Annotated in this window: 17 protein-coding genes; 7 read left to right on the top strand and 10 right to left on the bottom strand. The window is 74.2% G+C overall.

Annotated elements, in window-relative coordinates:
• Nucleotides 1–108: 108 nt before the first annotated feature.
• Together ctaD and ACWENR_RS04550 are read right to left on the bottom strand one after the other, a co-directional pair.
• Nucleotides 109–1,866, bottom strand: coding sequence for an aa3-type cytochrome oxidase subunit I (gene ctaD / locus ACWENR_RS04555; protein WP_452275672.1), 1,758 nt, complete (start codon nucleotides 1,864–1,866; stop codon nucleotides 109–111).
• A 156-nt stretch (nucleotides 1,867–2,022) separates the two neighbouring features.
• Nucleotides 2,023–3,129, bottom strand: coding sequence for an FAD-dependent monooxygenase (locus tag ACWENR_RS04550; protein ID WP_452275671.1), 1,107 nt, complete (start codon nucleotides 3,127–3,129; stop codon nucleotides 2,023–2,025).
• 301 nt (nucleotides 3,130–3,430) lie between these two features.
• Between ACWENR_RS04550 and ACWENR_RS04545 the strand changes: the two genes are divergently transcribed.
• Complete coding sequence (locus ACWENR_RS04545; RefSeq protein WP_452275670.1) at nucleotides 3,431–4,567, top strand: GH12 family glycosyl hydrolase domain-containing protein; 1,137 nt, start codon at nucleotides 3,431–3,433, stop codon at nucleotides 4,565–4,567.
• 157 nt (nucleotides 4,568–4,724) lie between these two features.
• On the opposite strand, the gene ACWENR_RS04540 is transcribed toward ACWENR_RS04545, so the two are convergent.
• The 4 genes from ACWENR_RS04540 to ACWENR_RS04525 form a co-directional block, all read right to left on the bottom strand.
• A complete protein-coding gene (locus ACWENR_RS04540) occupies nucleotides 4,725–5,324 on the bottom strand; it encodes an aldo/keto reductase (protein WP_452275722.1) in 600 nt (199 codons plus the stop codon).
• 45 nt (nucleotides 5,325–5,369) lie between these two features.
• Entirely contained in the window at nucleotides 5,370–6,335 is a 966-nt protein-coding gene (locus tag ACWENR_RS04535; RefSeq protein WP_452275669.1) for a golvesin C-terminal-like domain-containing protein, read from the bottom strand.
• Nucleotides 6,335–6,502: a hypothetical protein gene (locus tag ACWENR_RS04530; protein WP_452275668.1), complete on the bottom strand. Its 168-nt coding sequence runs from the start codon at nucleotides 6,500–6,502 to the stop codon at nucleotides 6,335–6,337. Before ACWENR_RS04530 ends, ACWENR_RS04535 begins: the two co-directional genes overlap by 1 nt.
• Nucleotides 6,503–6,790: 288 nt before the next feature.
• Nucleotides 6,791–7,579 (bottom strand): aldo/keto reductase, encoded by a 789-nt coding sequence (locus ACWENR_RS04525; RefSeq protein WP_452275667.1) that lies wholly within the window; start codon nucleotides 7,577–7,579, stop codon nucleotides 6,791–6,793.
• A 164-nt stretch (nucleotides 7,580–7,743) separates the two neighbouring features.
• On the opposite strand from ACWENR_RS04525, the gene ACWENR_RS04520 reads away from it, so the two are divergent.
• A complete protein-coding gene (locus ACWENR_RS04520; RefSeq protein ID WP_452275666.1) occupies nucleotides 7,744–8,805 on the top strand; it encodes a DNA polymerase ligase N-terminal domain-containing protein in 1,062 nt (353 codons plus the stop codon).
• 16 nt (nucleotides 8,806–8,821) lie between these two features.
• Nucleotides 8,822–10,015, top strand: coding sequence for a threonine synthase (locus ACWENR_RS04515; RefSeq protein WP_452275665.1), 1,194 nt, complete (start codon nucleotides 8,822–8,824; stop codon nucleotides 10,013–10,015).
• 63 nt (nucleotides 10,016–10,078) lie between these two features.
• On the opposite strand, the gene ACWENR_RS04510 is transcribed toward ACWENR_RS04515, so the two are convergent.
• From ACWENR_RS04510 to ACWENR_RS04495, 4 genes are all read right to left on the bottom strand, one after another.
• Nucleotides 10,079–11,875, bottom strand: coding sequence for a glycoside hydrolase family 15 protein (locus ACWENR_RS04510; RefSeq protein WP_452275664.1), 1,797 nt, complete (start codon nucleotides 11,873–11,875; stop codon nucleotides 10,079–10,081).
• Between the two features lie 55 nt (nucleotides 11,876–11,930).
• The gene (locus ACWENR_RS04505; RefSeq protein ID WP_452275663.1) at nucleotides 11,931–12,323 is read right to left on the bottom strand and encodes a cupin domain-containing protein; all 393 of its coding nucleotides are present in this window, start codon (nucleotides 12,321–12,323) and stop codon (nucleotides 11,931–11,933) included.
• Between the two features lie 516 nt (nucleotides 12,324–12,839).
• The gene (locus ACWENR_RS04500) at nucleotides 12,840–13,247 is read right to left on the bottom strand and encodes a hypothetical protein (protein WP_452275662.1); all 408 of its coding nucleotides are present in this window, start codon (nucleotides 13,245–13,247) and stop codon (nucleotides 12,840–12,842) included.
• 256 nt (nucleotides 13,248–13,503) lie between these two features.
• The gene (locus ACWENR_RS04495; protein WP_452275661.1) at nucleotides 13,504–13,950 is read right to left on the bottom strand and encodes a septum formation initiator; all 447 of its coding nucleotides are present in this window, start codon (nucleotides 13,948–13,950) and stop codon (nucleotides 13,504–13,506) included.
• A gap of 102 nt (nucleotides 13,951–14,052) precedes the next feature.
• Here ACWENR_RS04495 and ACWENR_RS04490 point away from each other — a divergent pair, with 102 nt between their 5' ends.
• The 4 genes from ACWENR_RS04490 to ACWENR_RS04475 all read left to right on the top strand — a co-directional run.
• Nucleotides 14,053–14,745 carry a response regulator transcription factor gene (locus ACWENR_RS04490; protein WP_452275660.1) on the top strand — a complete coding sequence of 231 codons (693 nt, stop codon included), beginning with the start codon at nucleotides 14,053–14,055 and terminating at the stop codon, nucleotides 14,743–14,745.
• A complete protein-coding gene (locus ACWENR_RS04485; protein ID WP_452275659.1) occupies nucleotides 14,742–16,016 on the top strand; it encodes an ATP-binding protein in 1,275 nt (424 codons plus the stop codon). The genes ACWENR_RS04490 and ACWENR_RS04485 overlap by 4 nt, the downstream gene beginning before the upstream one ends.
• Nucleotides 16,017–16,168: 152 nt before the next feature.
• Nucleotides 16,169–16,711, top strand: coding sequence for a PepSY domain-containing protein (locus ACWENR_RS04480; RefSeq protein WP_452275658.1), 543 nt, complete (start codon nucleotides 16,169–16,171; stop codon nucleotides 16,709–16,711).
• Between the two features lie 67 nt (nucleotides 16,712–16,778).
• On the top strand, nucleotides 16,779–17,840 hold a 1,062-nt coding region (locus ACWENR_RS04475; RefSeq protein ID WP_452275657.1), incomplete at its 3' end, for a beta family protein.

The raw sequence follows: 17,840 nt of genomic DNA, 5'->3' as shown, positions 1-17,840 counted from the left end.
GGAGCGCGGAGAGCGCGGAGAGGGGGTAGGAGTGCGCGCAGGAGGCGGGGACGGCGACGGGCGCCGACCCCCGGTGGGGGTGGCGCCCGTCGTACGTGATGCGGAGCGTCAGTGCCGGTCGATGTCGGAGGCGGTGTCCTCCCGGTAGCTCGCGCCGCCGTCGGACTCGCTGGTCAGCGGCTTGGCACCGCCCTCCGGCGGGCCGGCCAGGGACTGCCCGGCGGCCAGCTCCGGGAACTTGAGGTCGAAGGCCGGCCGCTCGGAGCGGATCCGCGGCATCCGGTCGAAGTTCCGCAGCGGGGGCGGGGAGCTGGTCGCCCACTCCAGCGAGTTGCCGTGGCCCCACGGGTCGTCGACCTCGACGACCGGCCCGGCCTTGTACGACTTCCAGCAGTTCCAGATGAACGGCAGCGTCGAGATACCGGTGATGAACGCGCCGATCGTGGAGATCATGTTCAGCGTGGTGAAGCCGTCGGAGGGCAGGTAGTCGGCGTACCGGCGCGGCATGCCCTCGTTGCCCAGCCAGTGCTGCACCAGGAACGTGGTGTGGAAGCCGATCATGGTCAGCCAGAAGTGCACCTTGCCCAGCCGCTCGTCGAGCATCCGGCCGAACATCTTCGGGAACCAGAAGTAGATGCCGGCGAAGACGGCGAACACAATCGTGCCGAAGAGCACGTAGTGGAAGTGCGCCACCACGAAGTACGAGTCGTGCAGGTGGAAGTCGAGCGGCGGGCTGGCGAGCAGCACGCCGGTGAGACCACCGAAGAGGAAGGTCACCAGGAAGCCGAGCGAGAAGAGCATCGGCGTCTCGAAGCTGACCTGGCCCCGCCACATGGTGCCGATCCAGTTGAAGAACTTCATACCGGTCGGCACGGCGATCAGGTAGCTCAGGAAGCTGAAGAAGGGCAGCAGCACCTGGCCGGTGGCGAACATGTGGTGCGCCCAGACGCTCATCGACAGGCCCGCGATGGCGATGGTGGCGGCGACCAGGCCCTTGTAGCCGAAGATCGGCTTGCGGGAGAAGACCGGGATGATCTCGCTGACGATGCCGAAGAACGGCAGCGCGATGATGTACACCTCGGGGTGGCCGAAGAACCAGAAGAGGTGCTGGTAGAGCATCGGCCCGCCGGTCGCCGGGTCGTAGACGTGGGCGCCGAGGATGCGGTCCGCGGCCAGCGCCAGGAGCGCGGCGGCCAGCAGCGGGAAGACCAGGATCACCAGGAGGCTGGTGACCAGCATGTTCCAGGTGAAGATCGGCATCCGGAACATGGTCATGCCCGGCGCGCGCAGGGTCAGGATCGTGGTGATCAGGTTGACCGCGCCGAGGATCGAACCCAGACCGGAGATGACCAGACCGATCACCCACAGGTTGGCGCCGACGCCCGGGGAGTGCTCGACGCCGCTCAGCGGCGCGTAGGCGGTCCAGCCGAAGTCGGCGGCGCCACCGGGGGTGAGGAACCCGACCATCGTCATCGAGCCGCCGAAGAGGAACAGCCAGTAGGCGAAGCTGTTCAGCCGGGGGAACGACACGTCGGGCGCGCCGATCTGCAGCGGCACCACGTAGTTCGCGAAGGCGAACACGATCGGCGTCGCGAAGAACAGCAGCATGACGGTGCCGTGCATGGTGAAGAGCTGGTTGTACTGCTCGGGCGACAGGAACTGCAGCCCGGGTCGGGCCAGCTCGGCCCGCATGATCAGGGCCATCAGGCCGCCGATCATGAAGAACACGAACGCGGTGACCATGTACATGATCCCGATCTGCTTCGCGTCCGTGGTCCGCAGCAGCCGCGCGATGGCCGACCCCTTGACCGGCGCTCGGACCGGCCAGGGCCGGGTCACGACCGGCTTGGGTGCGACGGTGGTCACGAGTGGCCTCCGGTTCTGGGTTGTCCCGCTCGGCACGCGCTGGTTATCTGCGGGCCGTCATCCGCAAGGAGGATAGTCCCCTGCAGGTGACCACGCCGCGTGGGGTGGTCGGGTAGCCTGCCGCACCCCGTGCCGGAGCGCTTCCGGGCGCGGGCGTCACAGCGGGCCGAGCAGCAGCCGGTAGTGCTCGCCGAAGATGCGGTCGCCGCGCCCGCGCAGCAGGGGGTCGCGCAGCGCCGGCGGCACGTCCCGGGTCCGGTTGCGGTCCCGGGTCCGGTCCCGCACCCATCGCGTACGCGGGCGACGACGACTCTCGTACGCCGTCAGCGCGGCCTCGACGCTGCCGGCCGCCCGCAGCGACTCGGCGAGCACGACGGCGTCCTCCAGCGCCATCGCCGCGCCCTGGGACAGGGTCGGGGCGGTGGCGTGCGCGGCGTCGCCGACGAGGAGCACCCGTCCCCGGAACCAGCGTCCCAGTTCCACCTCCTCGGTGACCCCGACGTGCACCCGCTCCAGCGCCTCCAGCACCTCGGGCACCGGCCCGCCGTAGTCGCCGAAGAGCTCGCGCAGCCGGGCCACGGGGTCGGCCGGCGGGGTGGTGCCGGCCTCGTCGGCGTAGCAGTGCAGGCGGCCGGCGCCCAGCGGCACGACGAGGAAGCCGGCGCGCTGGCCGAGCAGGGCGGTCCACTCCGCGAGCCGGGGGCCGCCGCGCACGACGGCGCGGTAGACGACCTGGCCGGCGGGGCTGGGCGGGCCGCCGAGCGCGGCGAGGGCCCGGATGGAGGAGCGCGGCCCGTCGGCGCCGACCACCAGGTCGTACTCGGTGGCGGTGCCGTCGACGAAGGTGACGCCGACGGTCTGCGGCAGCAGGTCGATGGTGCGCACCTCCGCGCCGTGCCGGACGGCCCCGCCGGCGCCGGTGAGCAGCACCCGGTGCAGTTCCGCCCGGGGCAGGGCCCGGCACTCGCCGACGCCGGCCCAGAGCGCGTCCAGGTCGACGTCGCACAGCGGCGCGCCGGCGGCGTCGAGGAACCGCTGTCGGTGGATGACCTGCCCGAGCGGCCGGACCGGCCCGTCGAGGTCGAGCCGGCGCAGCGCCCGGGCGGCGTTGCCGGGGAGGTAGAGCCCCGTATCGGCGTTCTCGCCCGGGGGGAGCTTCTCGGTGACGTCGGGCCGGAAGCCCACCATCCGCAGCGCCCGGGCCACGGCCAGACCGGCGATGCCCGCGCCGACGACGAGGATGCGCAGGGGGGAGCCACCCATGGTGGTGTACGCCTCCGGAGGGATTCGGCACGCGTTGGAGGCAAGACACTACTCGGCGCAATCAGCGCACACCAGAGTCAATCGTCCCATCTGAAACATTCCTCGGGGGCGGCGGATGCGGCGCTCGGCCACCGACTGCCCACCGTCGGGCTCGTGCGTGACAAACCTCACTTTCCACCCTATTACCCCGGCCCCGTTGCGCGAGGGTTTCAGAGATGTAAATGTGTCGGCGAACGTGGGAGCGCTCCCGAACCGATCCGTCCGACCCGTCCGGCGTCTCCACGCCGAAGCAAGGAGCGTCATGAAACGTCCACTCCGGGCCCTCGCGGCGGCCGCCGTGGTGGCCGCCGGCACGATCGTCGCCGTGGCCCTCGGCGGCACCGCCAGCGCCGACACCCTGATCTGCGAGCAGTACGGCTCCACCACCGTCCAGGGCCGCTACGTGGTGCAGAACAACCGCTGGGGCACCACCGCCCAGCAGTGCATCAACGTCACCGACAGCGGCTTCGAGATCACCACCCAGAACGGCAGCAACCCCACCAACGGCGCGCCGACGGCGTACCCGTCGATCTTCCTGGGCTGCCACTACACCAACTGCTCCCCCGGCACCAACCTGCCGATCCAGGTCAGCCAGATCAGCAGCGCCACCAGCAGCATCTCCTACCGGTACGTCAGCAACGCCGTCTACAACGCCTCGTACGACATCTGGCTGGACCCCTCCCCGAAGCGCGACGGGGTGAACCAGATGGAGATCATGATCTGGCTCAACCGGCAGGGCCCGATCCAGCCCATCGGCTCCCCGGTCGGCACCGCCACCATCGACGGGCGGAGCTGGGAGGTGTGGCGGGGCAGCAACGGCTCCAACAACGTCATCTCGTACCTGGCCCCGTCGGCGATCAGCAGCGCCAACCTCAACCTGCTGGCGTTCATCGCCGACACCCGCAACCGGGGCGCGATCACCAGCTCCTGGTACCTGACCAGCATCCAGGCCGGCTTCGAGCCGTGGCAGGGCGGCGCCGGCCTCGCCGTGACCTCGTTCAGCGCGGCGGTCAACGGCGGCGGCAACCCGACCACCCCGCCGCCGACCACTCCCCCGCCCAGCACGCCGCCGCCGGGCGGCAGCGGGTGCGCCGTGAAGTACACGCCGAACTCGTGGAACAACGGCTTCACCGCCGACGTGCAGGTCACCAACACCGGGTCGAGCACGATCACCGGCTGGACCCTGAACTACAACCTGCCCGCCGGGCAGCAGATCACCAGCTCGTGGAACGCCACGGTGAGCCAGAGCGGGTCGGCGGTCACCGCCCGCAACATCAGCTGGAACGGCACGCTCGCCCCGGGCGGCACGGCCAGCTTCGGCTACCAGGGCACGCTGAGCGGGGCGTACTCGTCCCCGAGCAGCTTCACCCTCAACGGGGTCGCCTGCTCGCGCTCCTGACCCACGCGGACGCGGCGGGCCGCCCGCCGGCGGCGGCGGTGCGGCGCGTCGGGGGTCCGCGGCACGTGCGACGGCCGCGGGCGGGCCTGGCTGGCGTCCGGCGATCCGGACGCCAGCCAGGCGCCCGTCCTTCGCACCGGCCCGTGCCGGCGCGTCGCTACGCCGGCGCGGAGAGCCGGTCGAGGCGGTCGCGGTGGGCGGCCGGCAGGTGGAGACGTTCCGCGGCGAGGTTCTCCTCCAGGTGATCCATCCGCGCGGTCCCCGGGATCGGGAGAACGACCGGAGAGTGGCCGAGGAGCCAGGCGAGCGCGACCTGCGTGGGGGTCGCGTCGAGTTCCCCCGCCACGGCGGCGACCTCGGCCGTCGCCCCCGCCTTCCCCCAGGCGACGGGCCGCCACGGCAGGAACGCGATCCCGGCCGCCGCGCAGGACGCGAGGACGGGCTCGTGCTCGCGGTCGAGCACGTTGTAGTGGTTCTGCACGCTCGCGATGTCGACGATCTCCCGTGCCTGGCCGAGTTCGTCGACGGTGGCCTCGGACAGCCCGATCCGGCCGATCTTGCCTTCGTCCCGCAGGTCCCGCAGCGTGCCGAGCTGGTCGGCGAGCGGCGTATCCGGATCGACGCGGTGCAGCTGGAGCAGCTCGATCCGCTCGACGCGCAGCCGGCGCAGCGCCTGCTCGACCTGGTCGCGCAGGACGGCCGGCCGCCCGTCGAGCTTCCACTCCCCGGCGGGACCCGTCCGCGCGACGCCCGCCAGGCCACCCCCGGAGCCTGGCGGGCGTCGTGCGGGTCGGACCGGCGGTCAGACCCGGGTGAGGCGGACGGCGTCGGCGATGATCAGGCCGGCGGCGGAGCTCCACCGGCTGACGGCGACCCGGTTGGCGTCGCCCGCCGGCAGCGTGAAGGTGCCGAGCGTGCGCCACTGCCCACCGGTCGCCCGCTGGTCGACGGTGATCGTCCGGTTGCCGGTCGTGGTGGAGACGATGTAGGGCGTGGCGGAGTTGTAGCCGCTGACGGCCGGCCACCAGGCGTCGACCCGGTAGTTGGCTGTCGCCGGGACGTTGAACTTGTACCAGGCGGCGTCGCTCGCGGCGACCGGGTCCGCGAAGCGGTAGTCGGCCCCGTAGCGCTGGGCCGAATACGTCGAGGTGCCCCAGTTGGCGCTGGCGGTGAACCGGCCCGCGGTGGAGTTGTCCACGATGGAGCTCCACGTGGGGGTGCCGCTGCCCATCTTCGCGGCGACGTCGGCGCGCATCGTGTTCAGGTCGATGAAGGACGGGTCGATCTTGCCGCTGGTGCTGGTCTCGCGGTGCCCCCGGGCATAGCTGGAGTCCTTGCCGAGGCGCTTGAGAACGGCGGCGGTGGCGGCGATCGACGCGTTGTACTGCGCCGCCGTCATCTCCTGGTTGACACCGTTGTAGTCGATCTCCCAGCCGATCAGCATGGTGTTGCCGTCGCCGGCCGGGATCGGCCCGCTGGCGCGGGCGGTGCCGGCGTGGTTGCAGCGGCCGGCGGAGATGACGTGGAAGACGCCGTGGTAGTCGACCAGGGCCTGGCAGAGCGGGCCGGGCAGGTCGGAACGGCCGTTGATGCAGATGTTCAGCGCCGGGTGCGGGTTGGTGGCGCTGGAGGTGGCGGCGGTGTGGTGCCAGAGCACCCCGATCGGGTTGAAGTCACCCGGGCGCATCCGGTTGAGCCAGTCGCCCTCGACGACGACCTGGACGCCGGCCCCCCGCAGGACGTCCACCAGCCAGGGAATCGTGGCCATCAGGCGTCCTCTCCGAGCAGGTCGGCGAGGCACTCTGCCTTCGGCGCGGCGAGCGGCGCGGCGCTGGCCGCGGCGGGCTTGGCGGCGACGGCCACCGCGGTGGCCATGAGGGCCGACATGCCCAGCAGCCTGCGGCGGCGCAGGCGGGCGGGTCGTGACGCGTTCATGGGGCTCCTTCAGCGAGGGGCGGAGGGGTCCGACTGATCGGTGGATCAGTGACGCGCACGATATATCGTTACGGGCGTCTATGTCGATACCCTTCATCGTCCCTATTCAGACTGAAGGAATTTGGCAACGCCGGTCCGGCCCGGTGCGGGGTGGACCGGCGGGCACGGTGCGCGGCGGAGCGCGGCCCGGCGCGCGGCGGAGCGGCGGGCACGGGTCGCGCGGTGGCGGGCCCGGGTCCGGCCACCGGCCGGCTCGCGGTGGTGGCCGCCGGGACAGGCAGGGGTGGCTCAGGGGTTGCCGAGGGCGTCGATGTCGCGCATCTCCTCCGCCGTCAGCGAGAAGTGGAAGATGTCGGCGTTGACGCGGATCCGTTCCGGTGTCACCGACTTGGGGATGACCACGATCTCGTGGTCGACGTGCCAGCGGAGCACCACCTGCGCCGGGGAGACGCCGTGCGCGGCGGCGATGCGGGTCAGCACCGGGTCGGCGAGGTCGCTGGTCTTGAACGGGCTGTAGCCCTCCAGCACCACGCCCCGGTCCCGGTGTTCCCGGTGTCGCTGCCGGTCGTACAGCGACGGGCTCCACCGGATCTGGTTGACGGCCGGGTTCTCCTCCGTCGCCTGGATCAGCTCGTCGATCTGGGCGGTGCTGTAGTTGCTCACCCCCACCGCCCGCGCGAGCCCCTCGTCGCGGGCGGCGAGCATCTCCCGCCACACCGGGATCCCGTCGGCGGGGTTCGACGGCGGCCAGTGGACCAGCCACAGGTCGACGTGGTCGATGCCGAGCGCGGTCAGGCTCGCCTCGATGGTCTCCCGCTCCCGGCCGACCCGGTCCGGCGGAAGTTTGGTGGTGACGAAGACGTCCTCGCGGCGCAGCCCGCTCTCCCGGACCGCCCGGCCGACCTCCTCCTCGTTGCCGTACATCGTGGCGGTGTCGACGTGCCGGTAGCCGGCGTCCAGCGCGGCGAGCACGGCGTCGTACCCGGCCTGGCCGGTGGCCTGCCACGTGCCGAAGCCGAGCAGGGGCATCCGCACCTCGCCGGGGAGCGTGACCGTGGGCTGCTCCTCGTGGTCCATGCCGCCGTCTACCCGTGCTGGCCGCCGACATGCTCCGCCGATCCGGCACAGCCACCGGACCCCGCGCGCCGGCCGCCGGGCCGACGAGCCGGTCGGAGCGGCGGCCGACAAGCCGGGAGCGCCGGCGGGCGGCGGACGGGCGCGGTGTGCCGGAGAATACGGGGGTGGCTGACCGGCTGGAGGAGTACCGGCGCAAACGGGACGCGGCACGCACCCCGGAGCCCGTGCCGAAGCGCCCCCCGCGGCGGAAGAGACCCGCCGACGGCACGGCCCGGTTCGTCATCCAGCAGCACCACGCCCGCAGCCTGCACTGGGACCTGCGGCTGGAGCACGAGGGCGTGCTCGCCTCCTGGGCGGTGCCGCGCGGGCTGCCCCGCGACACCGGGCGCAACCACCTCGCCGTGCACACCGAGGACCACCCGATGGAATACCTGGACTTCCACGGCGAGATCCCGGCCGGCGAGTACGGCGGCGGCCGGATGACCATCCACGACCGGGGCACCTACCGCCTGGAGAAGTGGCGCGACGACGAGGTGATCGTCGTGCTCGACGGGGAGCGCACCGCCGGGCGGTACGTCCTCTTCGCCGCCGGCGGGAAGGGCGGCCGGGACTGGATGGTCCGGCGCACCGACCCGCCGCCGGAGGGCTGGACGAGCATGCCCGAGCTGGTCCGCCCGATGCGTCCCACCCGCGCGGCGAAGCTCCCGAGGGACCGGGCCGAGTGGGGCTACGAGCTGCGCTGGGACGGGCTGCGCGCGGTCGCGTACGTCTCCGGGGGCCGGCTGCGGCTGCTCTCGGAGGACGACGAGGACATCTCCGGGACGTACCCCTGGCTGCGCGAGATGGCCGAGGAGTTGGCCCCGACGGAGGCCGTGCTGGACGGCGTGCTGGTCCGCATCGACACCGCCGGCCGGGTGCGCCCGGCCCGCGGCGGCCGCCGTACCCCGGACGCGCAGTTCCTGATCTTCGACCTGCTCTGGCTGGAGGGCGTGACCAGCACGGACCTGCCCTACGCGCAGCGCCGGGAGCTGCTCGACTCCCTGGCGCTCGCCGGCCCGCACTGGCAGACTCCGCCCTGGTTTCCCGGCGCGGGCCCGGAGGCCCTGCGGGCCGGGCGGGAGCAGGGGTTGCACGGCGTCGTGGCGAAGCGGCTGGACTCGGCCTACGAGCCCGGCCGCCGCAGCCGGCGCTGGCTGAGCATCGACGCGGGCCGAGACACGAGCTGAGACGACGAGGAGCAGCGTGTACCTGACCCACCTGGAGTGCCCGCGCTGCGGGCGCGAGCACGACGCCGGCACGCCGACCAACCTCTGCGACTGCGGCTCGCCGCTGCTGGCGCGCTACGACCTGGCGGCGGTGGCGAAGGTGCTCACCCCGGAACGGTTCCCGCTGCGCCCGGCCGACCTGTGGCGCTACCGGGAACTGCTGCCGGTGGCCGACCCGCGGCACGAGACCACGCTCGGCGAGGGCTGGACGCCGCTGCTGCGCGCCCCGGCCTACGGCGCCGAGATCGGCGTGGCGGACCTGATGGTCAAGGACGAGGGGCTGACCCCGACCGGCTCGTTCAAGGCGCGCGGCGCGGCCGTCGGCGTCAGCCGGGCCCGCGAGCTGGGCGTGGAGCGCATCGCCATGCCCACCAACGGCAACGCGGGCGCCGCCTGGGCCACCTACGCGGCGCGGGCCGGGCTGGGCGCGACGATCGTGATGCCGCTGGACGCCCCCGCCATCTGCCGCCGCGAGTGCGTGGCCGCCGGGGCCGACCTGCGCCTGGTCGACGGGCTGATCAGCGACGCCGGGCGGCACGTCGCCGAGCTGGTCGCCGAGTCCGGCGGCGCGGTCTTCGACGCCGGCACCCTGCGCGAGCCGTACCGGCTCGAGGGCAAGAAGACCATGGGGTACGAGATCGTCGAGCAGCTCGGCTGGCAGGTGCCGGACGTCATCATCTATCCCACCGGGGGCGGCGTCGGCCTGATCGGCATCCAGAAGGCGCTGCACGAGCTGCGCGAGCTGGGCTGGATCTCCGACCGGCCGCCCCGCCTCGTCGCGGTGCAGTCGACCGGCTGCGCGCCGATCGTCCGCGCCTTCGCCGCCGGGGAGGAGCGGGCGCGACCCTGGGCCGACGCGCGCACGGTGGCGTACGGCATCACCGTGCCGGCCCCGCTCGGCGACGAGCTGATCCTCGACGCGCTGCGGGCCAGCGCCGGCACCGCGATCGCGGTCGACGACGCCGAGATCCTGGCCGACCTGCGGAACTTCGCCGCCCGGGAGGGGCTGCTGCTCTGCCCGGAGGGGGCCGCCTGCCTGACCGCCGCCAGGCACCTGCGCGCCGGCGGCTGGATCCGCGCCGGCGAGCGGGTGGTGGTGCTCAACACCGGGGCCGGGGTGAAGTACCCGGAGACCGTCGACGTCGCCGACGTGCCGGTGCTGCCGGCCTGAGCCGCCCAAGCCCGGTCAGGCGGTGGTGTGCCGGTGCTGCCGGCCTGAGCCGCCCACGCCCGGTCAGGCGGTGGCGGGGTCGGTCAGGCGCCAGGCGGCGTTGATCAGGCCGATGTGCGACAGCGCCTGCGGGGTGTTGCCGAGCTGCGCGCCGGTGCGTGGGTCGATCTGCTCGCTGAACAGGCCGACGTCGTTGGCGTGCCCCAGCACCCGCTCGAAGAGCGCCTCGGCGCGGCCCCGCTCGCCGGCCATGACCAGGCACTCCACCAGCCAGAACGAGCAGGGCAGGAAGCCGGCCGGATCCGTGTCCCACCGCCGGACGAGACCGTCGCCGCTGCCCAGCCCGCGCTCGACCGCCTCGATGGTGGCCCGCATCCGGGGGTCGGTCGCCGGCAGGAAACGCACCAGCGGCAGCAGCAGCGCCGAGGCGTCCAGCTCGGGCGAGCCGAACGCCCCCGTGTACGCGCCGACCCGCTCGTTCCAGCCCTCCCGCAGCACCGCGGCCCGGATCTCGTCGCGGATCGCCGCCCAGCGCCGCGGGTCGGCCCGGTCGCCGAGCCGGGGCGCGAGCGTCACCGCGCGGTCCATCGCCACCCAGCAGAGCACCTTCGACGTCAGGTAGTGCCGGTCGGCGTCCCGCGTCTCCCAGATGCCCCGGTCGGGAAGGTGCCAGGTGGCGGCCACCTGCTCGGCCAGCCCGAGCACCATCTCGCGCAGCTCCCCGTCGAGCGTCTCGCCGAGGTGGTCGCGCAGCAGCGAGACCGCCGCGAGCACCTCGCCGGGCACGTCGAGCTGACGCTGCTGCCAGGCGTCGTTGCCGATCCGCACCGGGCGGCTGTCGGCGTGGCCGCGCAGGTGCGCGCACGCGTACTCGGAGACGTCGCGCTCGCCCTCCAGACCGAAGAGCACCGGCACGGTGTCGGGGCCGACCCGGCCGATCGAGCGGGCCGCCCAGGCGAACAGGCGCGACGCCTCGGCCGGGCAGGCCGCCACCCAGAACGCCCGCAGGGTCATCGCGAAGTCGCGCAGCCACGAGTAGCGGTAGTCGTAGTTGCGGTCGCCGCCGATGCGCTCCGGCAGCGACGTGGTCGGGGCCGCGACGACCGCACCGCTGCGGGCGTACGTGAGGCCGGTGAGCACCGTCGCGCTGTGCCGGACCTGATCGCGGTAGCGGCCGTCGTAGCGGTGCGACTCCCGGTACGCCTGCCACGCCCGCACGGTCTCGGCGAGCGCGGCCACCGGGTCGAGCCGGACCGGCGCCGCCCCGTACGCCCGCCCGTACGCCGCGTCGAAGCCGACCACCTGCCCGGCCTCGACCTCGAAGTCCTGCCGGGCCCGGTCCCGGTCGACGGGCAGCGGGATCCCGTCGCCGCGCAGGGTCAGCACCACCGGCCCGGCCGCCGCGAGGACCCCGCCGTCGAGCTGCGCGTGCAGGTAGGGCGTGAGCAGGCCGTACTCCGGGCGGGGGCAGAAGTCCAGGGACATCCGCACCCGCCCGGTAAGCCCCTCCACGACCCGCAGCAGCACCGCCGGCGAGTTCATCCCCAGCTCGTGGCCCCGGGCGCCGAGCTCGGCGGCGAGCGCGTCGGTGACCGCGACGCTGCCCTCCGGGGTGTGGTGCACGGTGCGCAACACCAGCGTGTCGGCGACGTACGCCCGCTCCGCCCGGTGCCCCGGCAGCCCGGCGGCGACGGGCGCCAGCCGCCAGTGCCCGGCCATCGGGTCCAGCAGCCGACCGAAGACGGACGGAGCGTCGAACCGGTCCGGGCACCACCAGTCGATCGAGCCGTCCCGGCCGACCAGGGCACCCGAGCGGCAGTCGGAGAGGAATCCGTAGTCGGAGATCGCCGGCTGGTCCACCCGCTGCGGGTACCCGGTTCCGCCTGCCTCAGTACGGACGGGCCGCGCCGACCGGTCAGGAGGTCGGCGGCTCGTCCTCGCCCGCCTCCTCCGCCGCGTCGGCCTCCTCCTTGGTGCGGTGCACCGCCTGGTCGGCGTGCTCCGGCGGGCCGTAGACGGTGTAGAGCACCAGGGGGTTCGGGCCGGTGTTGACGAAGTTGTGCTTCGTGCCGGCCGGCACCACCACCAGGTCGCCCTGGACGACCTCGCGCTTCTCCCCGGCCACCCTGGCCTCGCCGCTGCCGCTGACGAAGGTGAGGATCTGGTCGATGCCCTCGTGGACCTCCTCGCCGATCTCGCCGCCCGGCGGGATCGTCATGATCACCAGCTGGGTGTGCTCACCGGTCCACAGCACCCGCCGGAAATCCGGGCTCTTCTCGGCGACGGTCGCGATCGTGAAATGCTCCATGCCGACGCACATACCCGCTTCGGCGGCACGCCACGCCGGGACACGCAGATGGTGGAATTCCCCACTGATCCGAGGTTTGCCGTCCCGGTGAGCGGGGATCGACAGGGGGACGGGCGCAGGGCGCCGGTCGAGCCAGGTCCCCGCCGACGTACCGCCGTACGGCTGCGGCGGTGGGAGACGGCCAGAGCGCGGCGACGTTGCGGATCCCACCGGATCTCCAGCGGCGCCGCGCGCTCATGTCCGCCGCCAACACCGCCCACCAGGCACGCGCCCTCACGCCCTCACGCCCTCACGCCCTCACGCCCTCACGCCCTCACGCCCTCGCGCCCTCACGCCCTCACGCCCTCACGCCCTCGCGCCCTCGCGCCCTCGCGCCCTCGCGCCCTCGCGCCCTCGCGCCGGCGATCTTGCACTTACCGCCCCGACAAAGTGGGTAAATCGCGCATAACGGGGGCCATAAGTGCAAGATCGCGGAATCGAGCGGGGGCGAGGGCGGGGCGAGGGGCGGGGTGGGGGTCAGGCCAGTACGGCCAGGTGGAATGGGCGGTCGGCGGGCCGGCCGTCGCTGGCGAAGGTGGAGACGAAGACCGCGTTGGGGATGCCGGTGCGCCCGGCGACCGCGATCTCTCCCGGGGGCGCGACGCCCGAACTGCCGGGCAGGCCCAGCGTGGCGACGTAGCCGGCGGCCGTCACGTCCTGGTCGAACACGACCTGGTACATCCCGGTGCCCAACCGGCCGGCCGCGGCCACGCCGAGCCCCCGGACCAGGCCGCCCTTGGCGTTGACCACGGCGAAGAGCACCCGGGCGGTGGCGGGCAGGCCGACGGTGGCGCAGGTGGTCGCCTCCGCGTCGGCGAGGGCGGCGTCGCCGTCCCCCGGTTCGGGCTGCGCCGCGGTGGGGTGCCGGGATCTGGGGCTGGGCATCGCGGTCCTTCCTCTCCGGCCCCTGGCAGGGTCGCGACGAGGTAGTTGGCTGACTGAGGGGGATCAGCGCCGATCGGCACCCTTTGTGGTCGAACGTATGTCGCGCCGAGCGCCGGCGGCCACTCGCGCGCATGTCCGATCATGGACAGTCGCCGCGCCGCACCACCCACGCTGACCTGCGGAAACTCTCGCCACGCGGCGGTGCCCGGCCGGGCCGGCGCCGAGCCGGTCGCCACGGCCTCCGGTCGACGCCGGCTCAGTCGTCGTCGGCCGCCACGGGCTCCCGACCGACGCAGCGGACCTTCAGCTCGAACTCGCCGGCCGGCCCGGTGAACGCGACCTCCACGTCGTCGTCCGGCCCCCGGTCGAAGTCGGAGACGCGGTAGCCCTGCGCCGGCGCCCAGGAGACCAGCCGTACCCCGTCCGGCCCGCACTCGGCGACCGCGGTGCCGCCCCGCGTGGCGAACGCCCTGCGCTCCCCCTGCGGCGCGGAGCCCGCCGACGCCGTCGACGTCGGCCCCGCACCCGGAGTGGTCGGCGCGGGCGCGGCCAGGGCGCGCTCGACCTCCTCCTGGCTGAGCACCCCGCCCGGGGTGCCGGCGATGCTCTCCCCCACCCACCTGATCGCGGCCACCCCGATCAGGGTGGCGACGACGGCGGTGACCAGCCAGCCGGCGACGGCGAGAAGCGAACGGCGGCGCATCCACCGAGTGTCCCCGATCCCCGGCTGGGCCGAGCCCCGGACGAGGCTAAGGGACGGTTAAGACCCGGGCCGGGACGTCGCGCGGCGGATAGCCTGCCACCTGTGGCCCGCCTGCTGCTCATCGAGGACGACCTGACGATCCGTACGCCGCTGTTGCGGGCCCTGCGCGAACGGGGACACGCGGTGGCGGCCGCCTCGACGGCGATGGCCGGTTTGCGCGACGCGCTCGACGACCGGCCCGACCTCGTCGTGCTGGATCTGGGACTGCCCGACCTGGACGGCCGGGAGCTGCTGCGCATGCTGCGCGCGGTCAGCGTCGTACCGGTGATCGTGGCCACCGCGCGCGACGATGAGACCGAGATCGTCCGGGTGCTCGACGCCGGGGCCGACGACTACGTGGTCAAGCCGTTCACGGCGGCGCAGCTCGACGCGCGGATCCGGGCGGTGCTGCGCCGCGGGGCGGGCCCGGCGCCCGAGGACCCGGCGCTCGTGGTCGGCGGGCTGCGGGTCGATCCCCGGTCCCGGCAGGTCACCCTGGACGGCGAGCCCGTCGAGCTGACGCCGCGCGAGTTCGACCTGCTGCACCACCTGGCGGGCCGGCCGGGCCGGGTGGTGACCAAGCGGGAACTGCTCGCCGAGGTGTGGCAGATCCCGTACGGCGGCGCCGACAAGACCGTGGACGTGCACCTGTCCTGGCTGCGCCGCAAGCTCGGGGAGAGCGCGCAGGCACCCCGCTACCTGCACACCGTTCGGGGCGTCGGGGTCCGGCTGGACGTGCCCGGGAGCGCCGGGTGAGGGCCCGGCTGGCGCTGCTGGTGGCCGCGGTCAGCGTCCTCACCCTGGTCGCCTTCCTGGTGCCGCTGGCGTTGCTGGTGCGTACCGTCGCCGAGGACCGGGCGACCGTGCGGGCCACGGCCGACGCGCAGAGCCTCGTGACCGTCGTCGGCACCGCCGACACCGCCACGATCCGGCTGACCGTCGAGCAACTGGCCGCGGAGTCCGACCGGCCGGTCAGCGTGTTCCTGCCCGACGGCACCGTGCTCGGCGCCCCCGCCCTCCGGACGCCCGCCGTGGCGCTGGCGGCCCGGGGGCAGAGCCTCACCGCCGAGTCGGAGCGCGGACGCGAGGTGGTCATCGCCGTGCAGGGCCGCCCGGACGGCACCGGCGTGATCCGGACGATCGTCCCGCCGGCGGAGCTGACCGCCGGGGTGACCCGGTCCTGGCTGGTCCTGGCCCTGCTGGGCGTGCTCCTGGTGCTGATCGGGCTGGCCGTCGCCGACCGGCTGGCCCGTACCCTGGTCCGGCCGATCGGCGAACTCTCCGCCGTGTCGCACCGCCTCGCGAACGCCGAACTGGACGCACGCGTCACGCCCGCCGGGCCGCCCGAGCTGCGTGAGGTGGCCGGCGCCCTCAACCACCTCGCCAATCGGATCCAGGTGCTGCTGGTGCAGGAACGCGAGGAGGTCGCGGACCTGTCGCACCGCCTGCGCACCCCGCTGACCGCGCTGCGGCTGGAGGCCGAGTCGCTGCGGGACCCGCAGGACGCGGCCCGGGTGACGGCGGCGGTGGACGGGCTGGAACGCGCGGTCACCGGCCTGATCCGGCAGGCCCGGTGGCGGGCGCCGACAGCCGGGGCGGCCGCCGCCGACGCGGCCGCCGTGGTGGCCGAGCGGGTGGCGTTCTGGTCGGTGCTGGCCGAGGACACCGGACGCGCCGTCACCCTCGACCTGGCGCCGGGGCCGCTGCCGGTGGGCGTACCCGCCGACGAGTTGGCGGCGGCGGTGGACGCCCTGCTCGGCAACGTCTTCGCGCACACCCCCGACGGCACCGCGTTCGCCGTCCGGCTCGTGGCCGAGGCGGGCCGGGTCACGCTGACCGTGGCGGACGAGGGGCCGGGCATCCCGCCCGACACCGTCGGCCGGGGCGCGAGCACCGCCGGCTCCACGGGGCTCGGCCTGGACATCGCCCGTCGCGCCGCCCAGGCCACCGGCGGTCGCCTCACCCTTCACGAATCGCCCTCCGGCGGCGCCGAGGTGCGGCTGGAACTCGGCCCGCCGAAGCCCTGACCCCCGCCGAGGCCCTGACCCCCGCCCAGGCCCTGACCCCCGCCCAGGCCCTGCTCCGGGCGAGGCTTAACCCGGGCTTAGCGTTCGGGCAGCGTGGCGCTATCCGGCCGGACGCGATCCTCGTAAACGAAACCGAGGAAAGGCGAACCGAGATGAAGCGCAATCCCCTGATCCTGGCGTCGGTCGGCGGCGTTGCCGCGCTCGCCGTGGCCGGTGCGACCCTCGGCCTCGCGGCTGCCGACGGCGGCCCGGCCCGGGCGACCACGCTGGCCGCCGCGACGACCGCCCCGAGCACCCCCGCGACCCCGGGCGGCGCCCCGACCGGCGCCCCCGGCACCGCGCCGGCGACCGGCGGCACGTCGGCGGCCCCCGGCACGCCGTCGGGCAGCGCCACGCCGTCGGGCAGCGGCGCCCCGGCGTCCGGCGGGGACGCCGTGTCCGAGCAGCGGGCCCGGGAGATCGCACTGGCCCGGGCGGGCGGTGGCGAGGTCGTCGAGATCGAGGCCGAGCGGGAGAACGACCGCCCGGTGTGGAGCGTCGAGATCGTCGTCGGGCAGACCGAGCACGAGATCGACGTCGACCGGGACAACGGCACGGTGGTCAAGGCCGAGCAGGAGCCCGTCGACGACGATGACGACAAGGACGAGGACGACGACAAGGACGACGACGAGGACGACTCCGGCGACGACGACTGAACCGGTGCCGCCGCCCCCGGTCGCGGGGCGGCGGCGTCGGCCCGACGCGTCGCGTCCGATCGGCCCTGTGACGAACACCGATGTCTGGCTACATTGGGGTATGGTGCCCGCCCACGAGGGCCGGGCGGCGGAACCGGTCTACCGCCCCATCCTCGCCAACCGGCGGGGCGAGCTGGAGGCGCTCGGTCATCTCGACGACGTGGTCGCCCCACTGCTCGCCCCGGTCCTCCAGGTCTCCGTCCTCGATCCGTACACACTGGACGTCCTCGGTCGGCTGCCCGCCGGGCTGCTCCCGGGCGTCGACGTCACCGACCTGCCCGACGCCCCGCAGACCGAGCTGGTTCGCTGGGGCGTACCGCTGGTGCCGGTGGTCGGGCTCGGCGACAGCGACCGGCGGCTGGTGGCGCACGGTGCGGCGGCCCGGGCCCACGCCCACCGGGCGCTGGTCCGGCTGCGCGTCGGCCGGGACCGGGCCGGGCCGGACGCGGCCACGGCGGCGGTGGAGCGGATCTGGCGGTTCACCCGCCTGGACCCCGAGCAGTGCGACCTGCTCCTCGACGCCGGGGACGTGTGCTGCGCCGCGGACGTGCGGGTGGCCGAGCCGCGGCTGCGCCGGCTGCGGGATTGGGCGTGCCGGCACGCCTGGCGCTCGGTCAGCGTGGCGGCCGGCGGGATGCCGCCGTCGCTGGCCCGCCTCCCCACCGACGAGCCGGTACGCCTCGACCGCTGGGACTGGCGGCTCTGGCTCCGGCTGGCCGACCTCGACGTCGGGTACGGCGACTACGGGGTCGGCTCGGCGGTGCCGGGCGCCGACCAGCCGGGCGACCGGCTGCCGACGGTGCGCTACACGACAGACGACGCCTGGTGGGTGTACCGCTGGTCCCGGCGGGGCGGGCGGGGCGACGACCGGTTCGCGGACCTGTGCCGGGCGCTGGTGTCGGCGCCGCACTGGCCCGCCGCCGGGGCCGACTTCTCGTGGGGCGACCACGAACTCGTCCGGCGTGCCCGGCGCGGCGCGGGAGCCGGGTCGGCCAGCAACTGGGCGGCGTGGAGCACCTCGCACCACCTGGCTCACGTGCTGGCGGCGCTGCCGCACCCCGGCCGGGAGACCCCGCCGGGGCCATGGCGC

The organism is Micromonospora sp. NPDC004336 (assembly GCF_053602615.1).
This window is presented reverse-complemented; position numbering and strand designations above follow the sequence as displayed.

Excerpts from the sequence above, each read along its gene's own strand:
- ACWENR_RS04545 (WP_452275670.1), top strand. The coding sequence starts at position 3,431 with ATGAAACGTCCACTCCGGGCCCTCGCGGCGGCCGCCGTGGTGGCCGCC.
- ACWENR_RS04525 (WP_452275667.1), bottom strand. The coding sequence starts at position 7,579 with ATGGACCACGAGGAGCAGCCCACGGTCACGCTCCCCGGCGAGGTGCGG.
- ACWENR_RS04550 (WP_452275671.1), bottom strand. The coding sequence starts at position 3,129 with ATGGGTGGCTCCCCCCTGCGCATCCTCGTCGTCGGCGCGGGCATCGCC.
- ACWENR_RS04505 (WP_452275663.1), bottom strand. The coding sequence starts at position 12,323 with ATGGAGCATTTCACGATCGCGACCGTCGCCGAGAAGAGCCCGGATTTC.
- ACWENR_RS04480 (WP_452275658.1), top strand. The coding sequence starts at position 16,169 with ATGAAGCGCAATCCCCTGATCCTGGCGTCGGTCGGCGGCGTTGCCGCG.
- ACWENR_RS04535 (WP_452275669.1), bottom strand. The coding sequence starts at position 6,335 with ATGGCCACGATTCCCTGGCTGGTGGACGTCCTGCGGGGGGCCGGCGTC.
- ACWENR_RS04495 (WP_452275661.1), bottom strand. The coding sequence starts at position 13,950 with ATGCGCCGCCGTTCGCTTCTCGCCGTCGCCGGCTGGCTGGTCACCGCC.
- ACWENR_RS04500 (WP_452275662.1), bottom strand. The coding sequence starts at position 13,247 with ATGCCCAGCCCCAGATCCCGGCACCCCACCGCGGCGCAGCCCGAACCG.
- ACWENR_RS04530 (WP_452275668.1), bottom strand. The coding sequence starts at position 6,502 with ATGAACGCGTCACGACCCGCCCGCCTGCGCCGCCGCAGGCTGCTGGGC.